At 50.8% G+C, this 18,441-nt stretch carries 20 protein-coding genes; 7 read left to right on the top strand and 13 right to left on the bottom strand.

The features are described 5' to 3' along the window. Positions 1-177 precede the first annotated feature (177 nt). The gene (gene dpiB, locus ACHHZ7_RS02115; RefSeq protein WP_060682584.1) at positions 178-1,839 is read left to right on the top strand and encodes a sensor histidine kinase DpiB; all 1,662 of its coding nucleotides are present in this window, start codon (positions 178-180) and stop codon (positions 1,837-1,839) included. Further along, positions 1,808-2,488, top strand: coding sequence for a two-component response regulator DpiA (dpiA, locus tag ACHHZ7_RS02110; RefSeq protein WP_003831279.1), 681 nt, complete (start codon positions 1,808-1,810; stop codon positions 2,486-2,488). The genes dpiB and dpiA overlap by 32 nt, the downstream gene beginning before the upstream one ends. A gap of 116 nt (positions 2,489-2,604) precedes the next feature. Here dpiA and dcuC read toward each other — a convergent pair whose 3' ends face one another. After that, a complete protein-coding gene (dcuC, locus tag ACHHZ7_RS02105) occupies positions 2,605-3,990 on the bottom strand; it encodes an anaerobic C4-dicarboxylate transporter DcuC (protein ID WP_003022136.1) in 1,386 nt (461 codons plus the stop codon). Between the two features lie 462 nt (positions 3,991-4,452). Here dcuC and pagP point away from each other — a divergent pair, with 462 nt between their 5' ends. Both pagP and cspE read left to right on the top strand, forming a co-directional pair. After that, positions 4,453-5,016 (top strand): lipid IV(A) palmitoyltransferase PagP, encoded by a 564-nt coding sequence (gene pagP, locus ACHHZ7_RS02100; protein ID WP_003831280.1) that lies wholly within the window; start codon positions 4,453-4,455, stop codon positions 5,014-5,016. 189 nt (positions 5,017-5,205) lie between these two features. Then, positions 5,206-5,415: a transcription antiterminator/RNA stability regulator CspE gene (gene cspE, locus ACHHZ7_RS02095; protein ID WP_000034825.1), complete on the top strand. Its 210-nt coding sequence runs from the start codon at positions 5,206-5,208 to the stop codon at positions 5,413-5,415. 52 nt (positions 5,416-5,467) lie between these two features. On the opposite strand, the gene crcB is transcribed toward cspE, so the two are convergent. Next, positions 5,468-5,851, bottom strand: a complete 384-nt coding sequence (gene crcB, locus ACHHZ7_RS02090; protein ID WP_003831281.1) for a fluoride efflux transporter CrcB — start codon at positions 5,849-5,851, stop codon at positions 5,468-5,470. Between the two features lie 90 nt (positions 5,852-5,941). Between crcB and ACHHZ7_RS02085 the strand changes: the two genes are divergently transcribed. Beyond that, positions 5,942-6,730, top strand: coding sequence for a deaminated glutathione amidase (locus ACHHZ7_RS02085; protein ID WP_060682583.1), 789 nt, complete (start codon positions 5,942-5,944; stop codon positions 6,728-6,730). Positions 6,731-6,858: 128 nt separating this feature from the next. Further along, positions 6,859-7,062, top strand: a complete 204-nt coding sequence (gene tatE / locus ACHHZ7_RS02080) for a twin-arginine translocase subunit TatE (protein ID WP_003022699.1) — start codon at positions 6,859-6,861, stop codon at positions 7,060-7,062. Positions 7,063-7,160: 98 nt separating this feature from the next. On the opposite strand, the gene lipA is transcribed toward tatE, so the two are convergent. The 10 genes from lipA to ACHHZ7_RS02030 all read right to left on the bottom strand — a co-directional run bounded on the left by lipA (position 7,161) and on the right by ACHHZ7_RS02030 (position 16,634). After that, a complete protein-coding gene (lipA, locus tag ACHHZ7_RS02075; protein WP_060682582.1) occupies positions 7,161-8,126 on the bottom strand; it encodes a lipoyl synthase in 966 nt (321 codons plus the stop codon). Positions 8,127-8,332: 206 nt separating this feature from the next. Then, entirely contained in the window at positions 8,333-8,974 is a 642-nt protein-coding gene (gene lipB / locus ACHHZ7_RS02070; RefSeq protein ID WP_003831286.1) for a lipoyl(octanoyl) transferase LipB, read from the bottom strand. 114 nt (positions 8,975-9,088) lie between these two features. Then, complete coding sequence (ybeD, locus tag ACHHZ7_RS02065) at positions 9,089-9,352, bottom strand: DUF493 family protein YbeD (RefSeq protein WP_003022706.1); 264 nt, start codon at positions 9,350-9,352, stop codon at positions 9,089-9,091. 106 nt (positions 9,353-9,458) lie between these two features. Beyond that, positions 9,459-10,670, bottom strand: a complete 1,212-nt coding sequence (gene dacA / locus ACHHZ7_RS02060) for a D-alanyl-D-alanine carboxypeptidase DacA (RefSeq protein ID WP_003022711.1) — start codon at positions 10,668-10,670, stop codon at positions 9,459-9,461. A 142-nt stretch (positions 10,671-10,812) separates the two neighbouring features. Further along, positions 10,813-11,922 (bottom strand): endolytic peptidoglycan transglycosylase RlpA, encoded by a 1,110-nt coding sequence (gene rlpA / locus ACHHZ7_RS02055; protein WP_032942683.1) that lies wholly within the window; start codon positions 11,920-11,922, stop codon positions 10,813-10,815. 10 nt (positions 11,923-11,932) lie between these two features. Next, a complete protein-coding gene (gene mrdB / locus ACHHZ7_RS02050) occupies positions 11,933-13,045 on the bottom strand; it encodes a peptidoglycan glycosyltransferase MrdB (RefSeq protein WP_003022718.1) in 1,113 nt (370 codons plus the stop codon). 2 nt (positions 13,046-13,047) lie between these two features. Further along, positions 13,048-14,949, bottom strand: a complete 1,902-nt coding sequence (gene mrdA / locus ACHHZ7_RS02045) for a peptidoglycan DD-transpeptidase MrdA (RefSeq protein ID WP_003831292.1) — start codon at positions 14,947-14,949, stop codon at positions 13,048-13,050. Between the two features lie 30 nt (positions 14,950-14,979). Continuing rightward, a complete protein-coding gene (gene rlmH, locus ACHHZ7_RS02040) occupies positions 14,980-15,447 on the bottom strand; it encodes a 23S rRNA (pseudouridine(1915)-N(3))-methyltransferase RlmH (RefSeq protein WP_003022725.1) in 468 nt (155 codons plus the stop codon). Between the two features lie 3 nt (positions 15,448-15,450). Further along, positions 15,451-15,768 carry a ribosome silencing factor gene (gene rsfS / locus ACHHZ7_RS02035; protein ID WP_003022728.1) on the bottom strand — a complete coding sequence of 106 codons (318 nt, stop codon included), beginning with the start codon at positions 15,766-15,768 and terminating at the stop codon, positions 15,451-15,453. Between the two features lie 254 nt (positions 15,769-16,022). Further along, a complete protein-coding gene (locus ACHHZ7_RS02030; protein ID WP_060682581.1) occupies positions 16,023-16,634 on the bottom strand; it encodes an adenosylcobalamin/alpha-ribazole phosphatase in 612 nt (203 codons plus the stop codon). A 96-nt stretch (positions 16,635-16,730) separates the two neighbouring features. Here ACHHZ7_RS02030 and cobD point away from each other — a divergent pair, with 96 nt between their 5' ends. Beyond that, a complete protein-coding gene (gene cobD, locus ACHHZ7_RS02025; protein WP_060683747.1) occupies positions 16,731-17,825 on the top strand; it encodes a threonine-phosphate decarboxylase CobD in 1,095 nt (364 codons plus the stop codon). Here the strand turns inward: cobD and nadD are convergent. Beyond that, entirely contained in the window at positions 17,800-18,441 is a 642-nt protein-coding gene (gene nadD / locus ACHHZ7_RS02020) for a nicotinate-nucleotide adenylyltransferase (RefSeq protein WP_122973951.1), read from the bottom strand. The two genes, cobD and nadD, sit on opposite strands and share 26 nt — an antisense overlap.

Here is an 18,441-nt window from a genome sequence, read left to right as displayed (position 1 = left end):
TTTTAAGTTTTTTAATTAATTTAACCCTAAAATAAGGTGTGGTTTTAATTTGTTTAATTGATTTAAGGTGGGGAATCTGCAACGATCTTGTTTTATACCATAACGTGTAAATAGAACATTTTAATTACAACTACAATGAGAAATTAGTTTTAGTTAACGTCGGTGAGGAAAAATGTGATGGCAGAACAGAAAAATAAAACACGGTTTCCTTTTTTCCGCAGTCTGGCGTTTCCTTTACGTATCTTTCTGCTCATTCTGGTCGTTTCTGTTTTTATCATTGCCGCCCTGGCACAATACTTCACCGCCAGCTTTGAAGATTATCTGGCAACGCATGTCCGCGATATGGCAATGAATCAGGCCAAAATCATCGCCTCTAACGACAGTATCATCACGGCGGTTAAGCATCGTGATTACAAGCGATTGGCGACGATTGCCGACAAACTGCAGAGCGGAACTGACTTCGACTACGTGGTTATCGGGGATACCAACTCCATTCGTCTATATCATCCGAACCCGGAAAAGATTGGCTATCCGATGCAGTTCACCAAACCCGGTGCGCTGGAAAAAGGGGAGAGCTACTTTATTACCGGTAAAGGCTCCATTGGGATGGCAATGCGCGCTAAAACGCCCATCTTTGATGACGATGGCAAAATCATTGGCGTGGTCTCAATTGGTTATCTGATCAGCAAAATCGATAGCTGGCGATCGGACTTCTTACTTCCGATGGCCGGCGTGTTTATCCTCCTGTTGCTGGTACTTATGCTGCTCTCCTGGTTTTTCGCTGCCCATATTCGTCGGCAGATGTTGGGTATGGAACCGAAACAAATTGCGCGTGTGGTACGTCAGCAGGAAGCGTTGTTCAGCTCGGTATATGAAGGATTGATTGCCGTGGATCCTGATGGATATATCACCGCAATAAACCGCAGTGCGAGGAAAATGCTGGGGCTGTCTTCACCTGGGAGAAAGTGGCTTGGAAAACCGGTGAGTGAGGTGGTTCAGCCAGCGGACTTTTTCACCCAACAGATTGCGGAAAAACGACAGGACGCGATGGTCAACTTTAATGGACTGAGCGTTATCGCCAACCGTGAGGCGATTCGCTCCGGTGACGAACTGCTTGGGGCAATCATCAGTTTTCGTAGTAAAGATGAAATTGCTACTCTTAATGCGCAGTTAACGCAAATCAAACAGTATGTAGAGAGCCTGAGGACGCTGCGTCATGAGCACCTGAACTGGATGTCGACCATCAATGGTCTGCTGCAAATGAAAGAGTATGACAAGGTTCTGGCCATGGTGCAGGGAGAATCCCAGGCGCAACAGCAACTGATTGACAGCCTGCGCGGCGCGTTTGCCGATCGTCAGGTAGCCGGTCTGTTGTTTGGCAAGGTGCAGCGCGCGCGGGAACTGGGTCTCACCATGACTATTGTTCAGGGCAGCCAACTGCATCAACTCCCCGAGGGGCTGGATAGCACAGAGTTTGCAGCAATTGTTGGCAATCTGCTTGATAATGCATTTGAAGCGAGCTTGCGCACCCAGCAAGGCAACAAGGTCGTCGAACTCTATTTGAGCGATGAAGGGGATGACGTGATCATCGAAGTTGCCGATCAGGGATGCGGTGTGCCGGAAGCATTGCGTGAAAAAATATTTGAACAGGGTGTGAGCACCCGTACCGATGAACCAGGTGAACATGGCATCGGTTTGTATCTTATTGCTAGTTATGTGAGGCGCTGTGACGGGGTGATTACGCTCGAAGATAACTCCCCCTGCGGCACCTTATTTTCTTTATTTCTTCCGAAAGTGAAAAAAAACAATGACGGAACCATTAACGCTATTGATCGTTGAGGATGAAACGCTACTGGCGGAAATGCATGCTGAATATATCCGCCATATACCCGGCTTCAGCCAGATTTGGCTGGCGGGTAATCTTGCGCAGGCGAGGATGATGATTGAGCGTTTTAAGCCCGGTTTGATTCTGCTCGATAACTACTTGCCGGACGGCAAGGGAATTACCTTATTGCATGAGCTAACCCAGGCGCGTTATCCGGGCGGTGTGGTGTTTACCACGGCGGCCAGCGACATGGAAACAGTCTCCGAAGCTGTGCGCAGCGGCGCGTTTGATTACCTGGTCAAACCCATTGCCTACGAGCGGCTGGGGCAGACCCTGACGCGTTATCAACAGCGGCGACGCATGTTGGCGGGTAATGATAGCGCCAGTCAAAAGCAGATAGATGAGATGTTTAATGCCTACGCGCGGGGCGAGCCGAAAGGGGATTTACCGACTGGGATTGATGCCTTAACGCTGAATGCAGTGCTGAAATTATTTGCCGATCCGACGGTACACCATACAGCAGAAACGATCGCCCAAGCGCTCACTATCAGCCGAACGACTTCCAGACGTTACCTGGAGTACTGTGCCAGCCGACATTTGATTATTGCGGAGATTATTCACGGTAAGGTGGGTAGGCCGCAGCGTATCTATCACGGCGGCTAAATGCTGATTTCTGACGTAGGCCGGATAAGATGCTTTAGCATCGACATCCGGCAACGTTGCAGTCGAAATGCCGGATGCGGCGTGAATGCCTTATCCGGCCTATATTTCTCTGAGTATCAGCCGCCAACGACGGCTGAAGAAGAACCTGGTACCATCACTTCAGTTGCGATAATCACAACCAACAACCCAACCAGAACCGGAACCGAGGTACGTTTCACCACTTCGAACGGAGAAATCTTCGCCATACCAGCAACAGCAACCACCACGCCGGAGACCGGGGAGATTGTGCGTCCAAGGTTTGACGCCTGCAGCATCGGGATAACAAGGTAAGCTGGGTTAATGCCGGAGGAATGCGCCAGCTTAGGGATCATCTCAACGAAGGCATAGAACGGGGCGTTACCGGAACCCGTAGTCATTGCCGCCAGCATAGTCAGGATCACCAGCACCATCATCAGAATAATGCTCGCCGAACCAAACGAGGTGGCGATAGAAATCAGACTCTGAATAAACCCGATTGTGCTCAGGCCCTGGGCAAAAACACCCGCAGCGACTAACAACATCACCACGTTAGCAAAGGCATCCGCCATGCCACGGTAAGCGACTTCCAGACCAGAGAAAACCTTTTGGGTATTGAACCCACGTACGAACTCCAGAATAGCCGCGATGAGCATGCACAGTACCAGAATCGTAATGATATGCAGCTGTGGACCCCATTTACCATCAAAAATCAGGACGCCAACAATCGGGGTAAACGGCAGAATGGCGTAAAATGACGGAGCAGTCGTGGTGATTTCAGCCACATCTAACATTTCATGAGAAATGTTCTCTTTTTTATCCAGAAAACGCTGCCAGAAAAAGTGGGCAATCGCCATAGCAATGATGGCGGCAATGGAAATTGGCAGCGTGGTTTTAAAGGCGAAATCGATCAGCGGCATTTCCGCAGCTTTTGCCGCCAGCACCACATCACCGGATGTTGGTGAAAGAATAATTGCAGCAGGGGAGGCACAAATGGCCGCTGCGGCGCCACGGCTGATCCCAACGTTAACCATGACCGGGAACAGTGTTGCCATCAGCAATACGCCCAGACCGGTTGCTGACGAAACCGCCAGTGACATCAGGCAGGCGACAAAATAGGCGGCAATCATTAGCAGGTAAGGAGAGTTGATGTATTGCAGAGGCTTGGAGGCCAGCTTAACGACCATATCGTTCGCGCCAATGTGGGTCATATAAGCGGCAAAACCACACAGCATCATGATCATCATGCCGAGATCGCCACCACGGCTCATCAGCAAAATTTTAATATATTCAACAATGTCTGTTGCCGTATAGCCCGTTGATGCCGCGCTGGACGGCAAAACTTTATGCCCCATCAGCGCACTGATAATCAGCAAAACCAGACCACCAACAAACAGTACGCCTGTCGCGGAATAACCTTTAATGATGTAGCGCGCTACACCCACAATAACCACAACCCCAATAAGGAGTTCAATAAATGTCAACATCGTTTCCCCTGTCGCATTGCTGCCCAGAAAGTAAAAAAACTAAAAAAAGTAAAAAGTGGTGACAGAATGTGCCTAATAAACCGATAACTCTTGCTGATTAAAATCAATAAAAATACGGATTCAAGCGATGGTTAAGCCGTTTTTTCAGCATCGCGGTTTAAAAAAGAATCTCACAATAAGAAACTGTGAAGCGCAGCGCTGATGTGTGTGTTTTGTGGCGATGATGAATATTAATTGTTAATTTATTGTGGTGATATTTAACTTTTTTCGCAGGAAAGAACAATTTATTGGCAATAAAGAGAAAATAGTTCCTATTAGATGGCTCAATAAACTCATGGATAATTATCTTAAAAATTATAGGCTGAGGATTATTCTGATTTTTTAGCTGCGCATTTTTGTTAAGCTAACATTAAGGTTGGGTTTGCTACAATTAATAATAAATCCCAGGATGGTAATTAAGTTGTGATTGTCGCTAAACGATATTTTCTCATTTTTTCATTTCTTTTTATTCAGTTAGCTTTCATTCCCCAGGGCGCTGCTGAAGATAAAGGCTGGTTCGCTACTTTTAAAGACAACGTCAGTGAAACCTGGCAGCAGCCAGAACATTATGATCTGTACGTGCCGGCTATTACCTGGCATGCACGCTTTGCCTACGATAAAGAAAAAACGGATCGCTACAATGAACGCCCATGGGGGGCGGGCTTTGGTCAATCCCGTTGGGATGATAAAGGTAACTGGCACGGGCTTTATATAATGGCCTTTAAGGATTCCTACAATAAATGGGAACCCATTGGTGGTTATGGCTGGGAAAAAACTTGGCGACCGCTGGCAGATGAAAATTTTCATACAGGTCTCGGTTTTACCGCTGGTTTTACTGCGCGCGATAACTGGAATTACATTCCGGTTCCCGTGCTGTTACCGCTGGCATCGATAGGGTATGGTCCGGCAACGTTCCAGATGACATACATTCCGGGAACGTACAACAACGGTAACGTCTACTTTGCATGGATGCGTTTCCAGTTTTGATGGACTACCTGTATTGTCAGGTGGATTATTAAAAAGTCCTTTAAAAACAGTGCGATATTAACTTTAACTGAAAAATAACGCGACATTTATCACTTTTTGATAAAGTTCGACTGGACAAAGTCCACCACAATTGTTGTACTGATACCCGACACAGCATTTGTGTCTATTTTTCATGTAAAGGTAATTTTGATGTCTAAGATTAAAGGTAACGTTAAGTGGTTTAATGAGTCCAAAGGATTCGGTTTCATTACTCCGGAAGATGGCAGCAAAGACGTGTTCGTACACTTCTCTGCAATCCAGACCAATGGTTTTAAAACTCTGGCTGAAGGTCAGCGTGTAGAGTTCGAAATCACTAACGGTGCCAAAGGCCCTTCTGCTGCAAACGTAATCGCTCTGTAAGCATACGACAGCAAGCATTCAAAACCCGCTTAATTGCGGGTTTTTTTTCGCTTCAGTGCGCGGGAGAGGCCGAAACCAGCCAGAATGCCAGGGCGGTCATCGCAAATGATCCCAACAGATTAACCAGTACATTCACCATAGCCCAACCAAAACGTCCTTCCTGTAGCAAAAACACCACCTCAGCTGAGAAAGTGGAAAACGTTGTTAGTCCCCCGCAAAAGCCAGTGGTAATCAGCACCTTCCACATTGGATCAATGTTAGTCATGCGATTAAACCACGCCAGACCCATACCAATGATAAATGCGCCAAGTAAGTTTGCAGCCAGCGTACCGAATGGGATGGCCTGATGTAGCGGGTTAAACCTCATGCTCAACATCCATCTTGCTACACTACCTGTACCACCACCGATAAAAACCGCTAAAAGGAGTTGTAACACTGCATAATCCTGCTATTTGATTGTATATAGGATGAGTGTAACGCTGAATAATCGTGGTTGGCGAGCCTAACAACGTTTTCTGGAGGGAATATGTTCGTTGCAGCAGGGCAATTTGCCGTGGGACCTTCATGGGAAAAAAATGCAGAAACCTGCGTCTTTTTGATGTCACAGGCTGCAGGAGAGGGGGCGTCGCTGTTGGTATTACCGGAGGCGCTTCTGGCCCGTGACGATCTGGACCCAGACCTGTCAGTGAAATCAGCTCAACTGCTGGAGGGTGGATTTTTGACGCGCTTGCTGCGAGAAAGCGCGCAAAACGAGATGACGACAATCCTGACGATTCATGTTCCTTCTGTGCCAGGCCGGGCGTTTAACATGCTGGTGGCGCTACGGGCAGGTCAGGTCGTGGCCCATTACGCTAAATTACATCTCTATGATGCCTTTTCGATTCAGGAGTCACGAAATGTGGATGCAGGGGACGCCATAGCGCCGCTGCTGGACGTAGACGGGTTAAAAGTAGGGTTAATGACCTGTTATGATCTGCGCTTTCCTGAGTTGGCGCTGGCGCACGCATTGCAGGGAGCGGAAATTCTTGTCTTACCCGCAGCCTGGGTTCGGGGATCGCTTAAAGAACATCACTGGGCTACGCTTTTGGCGGCAAGAGCGTTAGATGCGACGTGTTACTTGATTGCGGCGGGAGAGTGCGGTAACAAGAATATCGGCCAAAGCAGGGTCATCGACCCCCTTGGTGTGACCATTGCTGCTGCGGCAGAAACGCCCGCGCTAATTATGGCCGAGGTTTCCGCCGAGCGGGTGAGGCAGGTTAGGGCACAACTCCCGGTGTTAAGTAACCGACGCTTTGCGCCACCGCAATTATTATGACGTTTTTTTAAACAAGGCTTGATTCACCTTGTTACAGATTGCTATTGTGTGCGCGCGTCGAAAGGCCGTTAATATTCTCAGGTTAATATGGCGCTTTATGCAGCCTGGTTTAAGTCAAGAAGGTATCTATGGGTGAGATTAGTATTACCAAACTGCTGGTGGTTGCCGCACTGGTTGTTCTGCTGTTTGGTACCAAGAAGTTACGTACACTGGGTGGAGACCTGGGAACGGCAATCAAAGGCTTCAAGAAAGCAATGAACGACGATAATGCCGATGCTAAGAAAGATGCTGATGGTAGCGTTCAGGCTGAGAAGCTTTCTCATAAAGAGTAATGTCAGGAGCATGATGCTCTTACTGCATACTCTGCATGAAAAAAAACCGGCAATTTGCCGGTTTTTTTATTGCTGATATGTAAGTGAGTATTACACGATTACTTCACTTCCAGCCCTTTGGCCTGCATGTCAGCATGGTATGAAGAGCGAACGAATGGACCGCAGGCTGCATGGGTAAAGCCCATTGCCATAGCTTCGGCTTTCATCTCATCGAACTCATCCGGGCTCACATAGCGTTGAACCGGCAGGTGATGGCGGCTTGGCTGTAAATACTGCCCCAGTGTCAGCATGGTGACACCATGGCTGCGCAGGTCACGCATGACCTCAATGATTTCCGCATTGGTTTCGCCCAGACCGACCATCAGACCTGATTTGGTCGGAATCTCCGGGTGCGCTTCCTTGAAACGTTCCAGAAGCTTCAGTGACCAGTTGTAGTCAGCACCTGGACGAACATTGCGATAAATACGTGGTACGTTTTCGAGGTTGTGGTTAAACACATCCGGCGGGATGGCCGTGAGGATATCCAGCGCACGATCCATACGACCACGGAAGTCAGGCACCAGCGTTTCGATTTTAATCGACGGGCTTTTCTCACGAATAGCGGTGATGCAGTCAGCAAAGTGCTGAGCGCCGCCGTCACGCAGATCGTCGCGGTCAACGGAGGTAATGACGACATAGCGCAGTGCCATGTCAGCAATCGTCTGAGCAAGTTTTAACGGCTCGTTAGCATCAGGAGCAACCGGACGGCCATGGGCAACGTCACAGAATGGGCAACGGCGGGTACAGATTGCGCCGAGGATCATAAAGGTTGCAGTTCCGTGATTGAAACATTCAGCCAGGTTAGGGCAGGAAGCTTCTTCGCAGACAGAGTGCAGGCCATTTTTGCGCATTGCCGCTTTGATGCCCTGGATGCGAGTGGAGTCCGCTGGCAGTTTTATTTTCATCCATTCCGGTTTACGCAGCAGGGCTTCACGCTCTGTTGCCACATTTTTTACCGGGATAAGAGCCATCTTATCGGCATCGCGGTATTTAACACCGCGTTCCATCACAATGGGTTTACTCATAGCTTGCGTGTTCCAGTTGCGAATTACGAAGGAAAGCGTTTCAATTCAAGGGAATGTTGCATTTATCAACTATTTTTGAATTAGTGATACGCAGTATATCATTGAAACGGGCCAGAAAGCAGCCTGACAGGCTGGCAAAATGTAAAATAGTTGTTGTTTTGTGCCATTTGCCACAACATATGCCGTGGCAAAGTATGCGCGTATTTTCAGTCCGCGATGTACTCGTGCGGTGGGTTACCCAACAGCGCCAGAATGTTGGCCAGCAGCCTTGGGCGAATGCTCTCGGTCGTGGCTGTGCTATCCCACTGCGATACCTTCGCCATTTCCATTCCGGCATAACCACAAGGATTGATACGCAGGAAAGGCGACAAGTCCATATCCACATTGAGCGCTAAGCCGTGAAATGAACAACCTTTACGAATACGTAACCCCAAAGAGCAGATTTTCTTCTCTCCAACGTATACGCCTGGTGCATCGGCTCGCGGGTGGGCGTCAATACCGATTTCCGCAAGGGTATTCACAACGGTTTGCTCCAGCAGCGTAACCAGTTCGCGAACGCCAAGTTTACGACGCTTCAGGTTCAACAGCACATACATGACCTGCTGGCCCGGCCCGTGATAAGTCACCTGACCGCCACGATCGCTCTGGATCACCGGAATATCTCCCGGCATCAGTACGTGCTCTGCTTTACCTGCCTGACCCTGGGTAAAAACAGGATAATGCTCTACCAGCCAGATTTCGTCATAACTGTTTTCATCGCGGGTATCGGTGAATTCGTGCATGGCCAGAGAAACTGGCTCGTAAGGTTGAAGACCGAGCTGGCGGACAAGAATTTTATCCTGATACAAAACGGCATCTCCGTAGATACTCACATAGAGTAGAGAATATAAAAGAGGGGGAAAAGTATATCACAGGGGGGAGGGGTTACCCGAGCGGGGATGCAGCGGGTAACCAACAGGTTTTTACAGTACCATGCGTACGATATCGATATTGCCTAATTCTTCGTACAGCGTTTCAACCTGCTCAATGTGTGTAGCAGTAATAGTGATTGAGACCGAGTGGTAGTTGCCTTTGCTGCTCGGTTTTACCGTCGGAGAGTAATCACCTGGCGCATGGCGCTGTACCACTTCAACCACCTGATCAACCAGCTCAGGCAACGCCTGCCCCATTACTTTGTAAGTAAATGGAGTAGGGAATTCAAGCAGTTCGTTAAGTTTGGTTTTCATGTCAGCTCCGGCGTTACATCAATAAATAATAACTCCCACAGCGCGTGGGAGTTATCTGGATACCTAGTATATGGGGACGTAAATCACACTTTCAAGTGTTCGATTTTTAGCCAAACCAGTGATGGAACATTAATTTAATGTAATCAATGATTTTCCCAAAGAAGTTGCCTTCAGGGATTTCCTGCAGGACTACCAGCGGGCGCTGCTCAATGGTTTTGCCATCCAGTTGGAAGTTGATGGTGCCGACAACCTGATTTTTCTGCAGCGGTGCGTGCAGTTCCGTGGTGTTCAGCACATAGCTTGCTTTCAGATCTTTCATGCGGCCGCGCGGAATAGTCAGGTAGACATCTTTATCTACGCCTAACGATGCACGATCGGTATTACCAAACCAGGCGGGCTCTGAAGCAAACTCTTTACCGACTTTCAGTGGGTTCACGGTTTCAAAGAAACGGAAGCCCCAGGTCAGCAATTTTTTACTTTCGGTTTCGCGACCTTTATAGGTGCGGCCACCCATGACGGCGGAGATCAGACGCATCTGACCTTCGGTTGCGGATGCAACGAGGTTATAGCCAGCCTTGTCGGTATGACCGGTTTTGATACCGTCGACATTCAGGCTGTTATCCCACAGCAGGCCGTTACGGTTTAACTGACGGATGCCGTTAAAGGTGAACTCTTTTTCTTTATAGATAGAGTATTCGTTAGGCACGTCGCGAATCAGCGCCTGACCAATCATCGCCATGTCGCGAGCCGAGCTGTATTGACCGTCAGCATCGAGACCATGAACGGTCTGGAAGTGGGTGTTTTTCAGGCCCAGCGCGTTCACATAGCTGTTCATCAGACCGACGAAAGCATCCTGGCTACCGGCTGCGAAGTCCGCCATTGCCACGCACGCGTCATTCCCGGATTGCAGGTTGATACCACGGATAAGCTGAGAAACAGGAACCTGCATTCCTGGCTTCAGGAACATCAACGATGAACCTTTAAAGACCGGGTTACCTGTAGCCCAGGCGTCATTGCCGACGGTGACCAGATCGGTTTCTTTGAATTTCCCGGCTTTCATCGCCTGGCCGATGACGTAGCTGGTCATCATTTTGGTCAGACTGGCGGGGTCGCGGCGAGTGTCGGCGTTCTGTTCTGCCAGAACTTTACCTGAATTGTAATCAATCAGGATATATGACTCCGCATCGATCTGCGGAACACCCGGGATCATGGTTTTAATATTCAGGTCATCGGCATGGGCAGCAGAGAGAGAAGCTGCGCAGAGAGCCGCGGTGAGCGCCATACGCTGCACGAAACGAGCGGAAAAAGTGGTCTTCATGGTCTGAACTACGACGTCCGTGATGAAATTAAAAAAAGTGCCCTACTATAGCAAATGCAAAACGGGCAGGCATCTGACTTTCCGCGTGACTTTGTTAATGTCATTTACAGAAACTGACAGTTCAGATACCTGATTTACGTTATTACACGCCGGTGATGAAGGACTGTAATTGCGCCTCGGCTTGAAGACGCTGCTGCAATGTGGAGGCTTCAGCTTTGCTGGCGAACGGCCCCATCTGGATACGCCAGACTGCGCCGTTTTGTACCACCCGACCTGGGACGCCAAATTGCTGGCTTAAACGTTTTTGATACTGCTGCGCACGCGACTGCTCGCTGACTGCGCCAACCTGAACCACGTAGCGTCCGTTGGCTACTGCCGCTGGCGCAGGTGCAGCGACGGCGGCTGGTGTTGCTGCTGGTGCGGTTGGCGTTACCGGTGCGGTGGTGGTCGGTTGCGGAGCCGGAGTCGGCTCGCTACCTTCCAGCACGCCTGCAGCGAGTGTGGTCGGCGCACCGAGGAATCCACTGCTGTTCACTGGCGCACCGGTTGTATCATCGCTTTTCAACGTGGAATTGCTGATCGGACGAATATCGCCTTGCGGCTGACCCGCATCCGATGGCGCAGGCATGCTGCCCATATTGCCACCGCCGCTTAAATCAGGACGCGCGGGCAGGGCATAGGTTTGTTTCGCTACCGTGGTACAAGCCATTCCCGGCCCGGACAAGGAACCATCCTGGGCGACGATGATCGGGTCGATACGTACTTTGGTATTGTTGGAGGTATTCAGACGGTCGGCTGCTGCACGTGAAAGTGAAATCACGCGATCGTTGCCATAAGGGCCGCGATCGTTAATGCGCACGACAATCATCCTGCCATTTGCCAGGTTAGTTATTCTGGCATAGCTTGGGACTGGCAGCGTCGGATGCGCTGCGGTTAACTGCATCGGGTCGAACGCTTCACCAGACGCGGTTAAGTTGCTTCCGGGTTCCGCATCATAGATAGCGGCAAGCCCTGCCTGGCTAAAGCGGGAAGGGTCCTGGACGATTTTGTAGCTCTTACCATCACGCTGATAGTCCTGATTCGCCGTTGGGTTCAGGGGTTCAAAGCGCGGATCGGCCCCGCTGATTTCAACAATCGGACCATTACACACCGCAGGCTGCGGCGCGACAGCACCCTGTTGCTGACCATCATCACTCGAACACGCCGCGAGCATTCCTGCTGCGATGCAGATACCAAGCCACTGCTTACGCATTGCGTACCCCTTACACGCTTTTCGACAACATTTTTCTATGGGTATGGATCGACATAACAATCCCGAACCCAGCCATCAGCACGATAAGTGCCGAGCCTCCGTAACTAACCAGTGGGAGAGGAACGCCAACCACGGGCAGAATACCGCTCACCATACCAATATTTACGAAGACATAAACGAATAATATCAACATTAAACCACCCGCCATGACGCGACCAAAGGTGGTTTGCGCGTGGGCAGCGATCCATAATCCGCGCATAATCAGCAAAATGTACAGCGCCAGCAGAATTAAGATCCCTACCAGACCCAGTTCTTCCGCTAATACGGCAAAGATAAAATCTGTATGACGTTCGGGTAAAAACTCAAGCTGCGACTGCGTACCGTGTAGCCAGCCCTTACCACGTAGACCGCCGGAGCCAATAGCAATTTTAGACTGAATGATGTGATAACCCGCACCCAGCGGATCGGTTTCCGGATCGAGTAACATCATGACGCGCTGACGTTGATAATCATGCATCAGGAAGAACCACAGTATCGGGATAAACGCCGCAACCAGGACTACCGCAACACCGATTAAACGCCAGCTCAAACCAGAAAGGAACAGAACAAACAGACCGGAAAGAGCGACCAGTATTGAAGTTCCGAGGTCTGGCTGGGCGGCCACCAGCAGGGTGGGCATAAATATCAACACCAACGCAATAGCGGTATTTTTTAGCGATGGCGGGCAAACATCACGGTTGATGAAGCGCGCGACCATCAGCGGCACGGCAATCTTGGCGATTTCGGAAGGCTGAAAACGCACAATCCCCAAATCCAGCCAGCGCTGCGCGCCTTTGGAGATAGCGCCGAAGGCATCTACTGCCACCAACAAAATGATGCAAAAGATGTAGAGATAGGGAGCCCAGCCTTCATAAACTCGGGGCGGGATTTGCGCCATCACCACCATGATGACCAGGCCCATCGCGATCTGGCCGACCTTGCGCTCCATCATGCCAATATCCTGGCCGCTGGCGCTCCAGATGACCAGCGAGCTGTAAACCAGCAGCGCCAGCAAAATAAGCAACATCGTGGGATCGATGTGGATTTTGTCCCAGAATGTTTTTTTGTTCGGATTATCCGTCACGATTATTGGTCCTCCGCTGCTGCAACCGCGGGGTTTTCTGCAGGCAGATTGGTGTTATTGTCGCCCAACATAATGTGGTCAAGGATCTGGCGCATAATGGTACCCACAGCCGGGCCCGCGCCACCGTTCTCAAGAATTATGGCGACAGCAACCTGGGGCTTATCATAGGGTGCGAAGGCCGTCATCAGCTTGTGGTCACGTAAGCGCTCGGCGATCTTATGTGCGTTATAGGTTTCATTGGCTTTCAGGCCAAAGACCTGTGCAGTACCGGATTTCGCCGCAATTTTGTAAGGTGCGCCAGCGAAATATTTGTGTGCAGTGCCGTTAGGACGGTTGGCTACACCGTACATGCCGTCTTTTGCGATTTCCCAATAACCGGAATGAATGTCACCAACGGGTGGTTCGTGTGGCTGAATCCACGGCACTTGCTTGCCGTTTTCTGCTGTGCTCATCAGCAGATGCGGGACTTTTACCAAACCGTCGTTGATAAGGATCATCAGCGCTTTACTCATCTGGATAGGGGTTGCCGTCCAGTAACCCTGACCGATGCCGACCGGAATGGTATCACCCTGGTACCATGGCTTTTTAAACCGTTTTTGCTTCCACTCGCGGGTTGGCATGTTTCCGGCGCGCTCTTCGGCAAGATCGATACCCGTATATTGACCGTAGCCAAACTTGCTCATCCATTCTGAAAGGCGGTCTATCCCCATATCATAGGCGATTTGATAGAAAAACGTATCCGCTGACTCTTCCAGAGAACGGGTGATGTTCAGATGGCCGTGCCCCCATTTTTTCCAGTCGCGGTAACGTTTTTCAGAGCCCGGTAATTGCCACCAACCCGGATCGAACAGACCAGTATTGCGGGTGATGACGCCTGCACTTAATGCAGAAACCGCGACGTAAGGTTTAACCGTCGAAGCAGGGGGGTAGACACCCTGAGTCGCGCGGTTAACCAATGGGGTATTCGGGTCATTGAGCAACCCGGAGTAATCTTTACTCGAGATACCATCGACAAACAGGTTCGGGTCGTAGCTCGGCATGGACACCAGTGCGAGAACGCCACCGGTACGCGGGTCGGTGACTACCACCGCGGCACGACTGCCCGCCAGCAGCGTTTCGATGTACTGCTGGAGTTTCAGGTCAAGGGTGAGATAGATATCGTGCCCGGCCTGCGGCGCCACTTCTTTCAGTTGGCGAATGACGCGGCCACGGTTGTTCACTTCAACTTCTTCATAACCAGTCTGGCCGTGAAGTACGTCTTCATAGTAGCGTTCAATACCCAATTTACCGATGTCGTGCGTCGCCGCGTAGTTGGCCAGCTTGCCGTCTTTGTCCAGGCGGTCCACGTCTTTATCGTTGATCTTCGATACGTAGCCAATGACGTGGGTTAGCGCAGAGCCGTAGGGGTAATAGCGGCGTTTATAGCCTTTAACTTCGACGCCGGGAAAGCGATATTGATTAACGGCGAACCGTGCCACCTGCACTTCACTGAGGTTAGTTTTTACCGGAATGGAGGTGAAGCGGTGTGAACGGGCGCGCTCTTTTTTAAAGGCGGCAATGTCGTCGTCCGTCAGGTCTACGACGTTACGCAGCGCGTCGAGGGTATCCTGAACGTTGTCGACCTTTTCCGGCATCATTTCTATCTGATAAATGGTGCGGTTAAGGGCGAGCGGAATTCCGTTACGGTCATAAATGATGCCGCGACTGGGGGCGATAGGCACCAGTTTGATGCGGTTTTCGTTCGAGCGAGTCTGATAATCAGTAAAGCGAACGATTTGCAGATTATAAAGGTTGGCGATCAGCACGCCGGTGAGCAGCAAAATCCCCAAAAAAGCGACCAGCGCCCGGCGCACAAACAGCGCGGACTCAGCCGAATAGTCGCGAAAAGAATTCTGTAGTTTCATCCGCTGCTTAATCTACTCAAGAATCAATGATCACTCACGGTGATAAGGATGGTTGGTGGTGATGCTCCACGCCCTGTACAGACTCTCCGCGACCAGAACCCGAACAAGAGGGTGAGGAAGGGTTAACGCAGAGAGTGACCAGCTTTGTTCCGCTGCCGCTTTACAGGCAGGAGAGAGACCTTCCGGCCCGCCAATCAACAGACTGACGTCACGACCGTCCAGTTTCCAGCGTTCCAGTTCAGTCGCCAGCTGCGGCGTGTCCCAGGGTTTACCAGGGATATCAAGGGTGACGATGCGGTTTTTGCCTGCGGCAGCCAGCATCTGCTCACCCTCTTTGTCGAGAATGCGTTTAATATCCGCGTTCTTGCCGCGTTTTCCTGCCGGGATTTCGATCAGCTCAAAGGGCATATCTTTCGGAAACCGACGGAGATACTCCGTAAACCCGGTTTGCACCCAGTCAGGCATCTTCGTACCCACAGCGACAAGTTGCAGCTTCACGCATTAACTCCAGAGTTTTTCCAGTTCATACAGGCGACGGCTTTCTTCCTGCATCACGTGGACAATCACATCACCGAGGTCAACGACGATCCAGTCTGCAACGTTCTCGCCTTCTACGCCGAGCGGCAGCAGACCAGCAGTGCGGGACTCCTGAACAACGTGGTCTGCGATAGACATTACATGACGGCTGGACGTGCCGGTGCAGATAATCATGCAATCAGTGATGCTGGATTTGCCCTGAACGTCTAAGGCGATGATGTCTTGACCTTTCAGGTCATCAATTTTGTCGATTACAAAATCCTGAAGTGCTTTACCCTGCAAGTGTTCCCCCTGGGTGAAAAGAGTTAAAAACGTCTGTTAGTATACCTGAACCAGAGGCGATATCGGGACAAATGTCTCCGAAAGCGCTTTTGAAGTGCGCTATCATCCCACCCCACGCCGCAGAATGCATCGCCATTTTTGTAAAACAATTTCTGCAAAGCTCTGAAGGGCGGGAAAAGTCAGGTTGCGGAGAATAACAGCCTGTCATGGGGTGTCAATGGGAGAGAAGCCCTTCGGCAGAAAAAACAGGGCGTTCACTCCCTGTCGTGCCATACAGCCCGGCTGTTGAGCACTTTAAGAACCGCAAAATCGTCGCAAAAATCAATTGCGCTCCAGCAACCTTGTTCGACGCGAAAATGCCACATTGCTGCAGCCGGCATGGACAGCAGACGGGCGATCAACACGCTCAGAACACCCTGATGGCTCACCACCAGCAGGTTTTGACACGTTTTGTAATCAGCGAGCTGAGCAATAAAGCGTTCCACGCGCTGGGAAAACGCCTGAAAGCCTTCACCATTGGTTGGCGTCGCATTCTGCCAGTCGTTACACCACACGGTGTAGTTTTCGGCGTCTTCTCGCGCCAGATCGCGATGATGGCGCATTTCCCAGTCACCAAAAAACATCTCATTGAGCTCAGGCATGTTGCGCACAGGAACCTCACGATCGCCTAAGATCAACTGCGTTGTATGGCGGGCACGTTCCAACTCGCTGCACAGAACGTTGTCGACAGGCACATTGCGTAACAGCGTACCCAGTGTTTGCGCCTGAGCGATACCCCGTTCCGTTAGCGGAGTGGGGGCGTGGCCGCTGTATAAACCAGCGACATTGGCTTCAGTTTCTCCATGACGTACTAACCAGAGTCTCATTTTTTCCTCTTGAGGTTATTCGCACAAAACATGATGTTTGCCCTGATTGCGCAGAGATTTTTCACTAAAATACCTTTTTTTGCGTGGAGCGGCACGATGTCTTTATTGAAGAGCGCGCATGGTGGCAATACCCGAGAAGCCGCCGAACTGTTGGGCATCTCGCCTGAACAATTGTTGGATTTTAGCGCGAATATTAATCCGCTGGGTATGCCGACAAGTTTAAAACGCGCGATCGTCGACAACCTGGACTGCGCGGAGCGTTACCCGGATGTTGATTACGCTAAATTGCATGCGGCGCTGGCGGAGCATCATCAGATTCCTGCCTCATGGATACTTGCCGGAAACGGCGAGACTGAGTCGATTTTCACTTTGGTGCAAGGACTTAAACCACGCCATGCGATGATCGTGACGCCCGGGTTTGCTGAATATCGTCGGGCGCTGCACTGGGGAGACTGCACGATCCATGAGTTTGCGCTACGCGAAGACGATGGCTGGCAGCTTACCGATGCAATCCTCGATACGTTAACCTCAGAGCTGGACTGCCTGTTTCTCTGTACGCCCAACAATCCCACTGGCTTGCTGCCCGATAACCGCCTGCTGCGCGAAATAGCCGCGCGTTGTGAGTTGCTTGGGATCAATCTGATCCTTGATGAAGCGTTTATCGATTTTATTGCCGTGGAGCAGGGGTTTATTCCGCTGCTTCGGGATAACCCGCATATTTGGGTGCTGCGCTCGCTAACCAAGTTCTATGCGATACCGGGGCTGCGGTTGGGGTATCTGGTCAACAGTAATGAACAGGCTGTTGCACAGATGCGCCGTCGACAAATGCCGTGGTCAATTAACGCATTTGCTGCACTGGCAGGTGAGATTATTTTACACGACAGCGCATATCAGCAGGCAACATGGAAGTGGCTGGAGCAAGAGGGCGCGAGGTTTGATCGGCAGTTGAAAGAACTGCCCGGCCTGACGGTGTATCCTGGCAGGGCAAATTATCGCTTATTGCGCTGCGATCGGGCGGATTTTGATCTGCAACGCGCAATGCTGGAACAACATGTCTTGATTCGCAGTTGTGCTAATTATCCGGGGCTGGATGCGCGCTATTATCGGGTAGCCGTTCGCAGCCAGGAAGAGAATAACCGCCTGTTGGCGGCTCTACGCAAGGTGCTTAGCGGTACAACCCCTGCTGATTGATATAGTCAAGCACTGCAGCTGGCATGAGGTCGTCGCACGGCTCGCCTTTTTCCAGACGCTCACGGATGAGCGTGGCGGAGATGTTAAACCACGGCGTTTCAGCCAGATAAATTTTCCCGCAAGGCAAGTTGTGCAGGTCATCTGGCGAATGGGTCAGATGATCCTCCAGCCACTGCTGGTGCTTTTCCTGCGCCATTTCGAGCGGATAGCCCGGACGTCGGCAGACAATGAGGTGGGTGTTACCCAGAATCGTGTCGTAGTCATGCCAGGACGGAAAGGTAAGCAGTGAGTCCTGGCCAATAATAAACGCTAACGGTACTTCCGGGCCTTGCTCCTCGCGCCACTCTTTGAGCGTTTGCGCGGTGTAGGAGGCGGTATCGCGTTTCAGTTCGCGTTCATCAAGGGAGAACAGCGGCTTATCGGCAATGGCCAGTTCAACCATGCGCTGACGTTGTTCGCCGGACGCTTCGGGTTGCGCACGATGCGGCGGCACATTATTGGGCATGATAATAACCCGGGAAAGGCCAATCAGATTCGCCAGAATTTCAACCGGTTTAAGATGACCATAATGCACCGGATCAAAGGTGCCACCGAACAGAGCCTGCAATGATTTCAT

Origin of the sequence: Citrobacter freundii complex sp. 2024EL-00216, from assembly GCF_043945515.1 — a bacterium.
Taxonomy (GTDB): Bacteria; Pseudomonadota; Gammaproteobacteria; order Enterobacterales; family Enterobacteriaceae; genus Citrobacter; species Citrobacter portucalensis.
Note: the sequence above shows the minus strand (reverse complement) of the source record. Positions and strands in the feature narration are given on the sequence as shown.

What these genes read in the sequence shown, in the direction of transcription:
- dpiB (WP_060682584.1), top strand. Translation starts at nt 178, where the DNA reads ATGGCAGAACAGAAAAATAAAACACGGTTTCCTTTTTTCCGCAGTCTG.
- dpiA (WP_003831279.1), top strand. Translation starts at nt 1,808, where the DNA reads ATGACGGAACCATTAACGCTATTGATCGTTGAGGATGAAACGCTACTG.
- dcuC (WP_003022136.1), bottom strand. Translation starts at nt 3,990, where the DNA reads ATGTTGACATTTATTGAACTCCTTATTGGGGTTGTGGTTATTGTGGGT.
- cspE (WP_000034825.1), top strand. Translation starts at nt 5,206, where the DNA reads ATGTCTAAGATTAAAGGTAACGTTAAGTGGTTTAATGAGTCCAAAGGA.
- ACHHZ7_RS02085 (WP_060682583.1), top strand. Translation starts at nt 5,942, where the DNA reads ATGTTCGTTGCAGCAGGGCAATTTGCCGTGGGACCTTCATGGGAAAAA.
- tatE (WP_003022699.1), top strand. Translation starts at nt 6,859, where the DNA reads ATGGGTGAGATTAGTATTACCAAACTGCTGGTGGTTGCCGCACTGGTT.
- lipA (WP_060682582.1), bottom strand. Translation starts at nt 8,126, where the DNA reads ATGAGTAAACCCATTGTGATGGAACGCGGTGTTAAATACCGCGATGCC.
- ybeD (WP_003022706.1), bottom strand. Translation starts at nt 9,352, where the DNA reads ATGAAAACCAAACTTAACGAACTGCTTGAATTCCCTACTCCATTTACT.
- dacA (WP_003022711.1), bottom strand. Translation starts at nt 10,670, where the DNA reads ATGAAGACCACTTTTTCCGCTCGTTTCGTGCAGCGTATGGCGCTCACC.
- rlpA (WP_032942683.1), bottom strand. Translation starts at nt 11,922, where the DNA reads ATGCGTAAGCAGTGGCTTGGTATCTGCATCGCAGCAGGAATGCTCGCG.
- mrdA (WP_003831292.1), bottom strand. Translation starts at nt 14,949, where the DNA reads ATGAAACTACAGAATTCTTTTCGCGACTATTCGGCTGAGTCCGCGCTG.
- ACHHZ7_RS02030 (WP_060682581.1), bottom strand. Translation starts at nt 16,634, where the DNA reads ATGAGACTCTGGTTAGTACGTCATGGAGAAACTGAAGCCAATGTCGCT.
- cobD (WP_060683747.1), top strand. Translation starts at nt 16,731, where the DNA reads ATGTCTTTATTGAAGAGCGCGCATGGTGGCAATACCCGAGAAGCCGCC.
- nadD (WP_122973951.1), bottom strand. Translation starts at nt 18,441, where the DNA reads ATGAAATCATTGCAGGCTCTGTTCGGTGGCACCTTTGATCCGGTGCAT.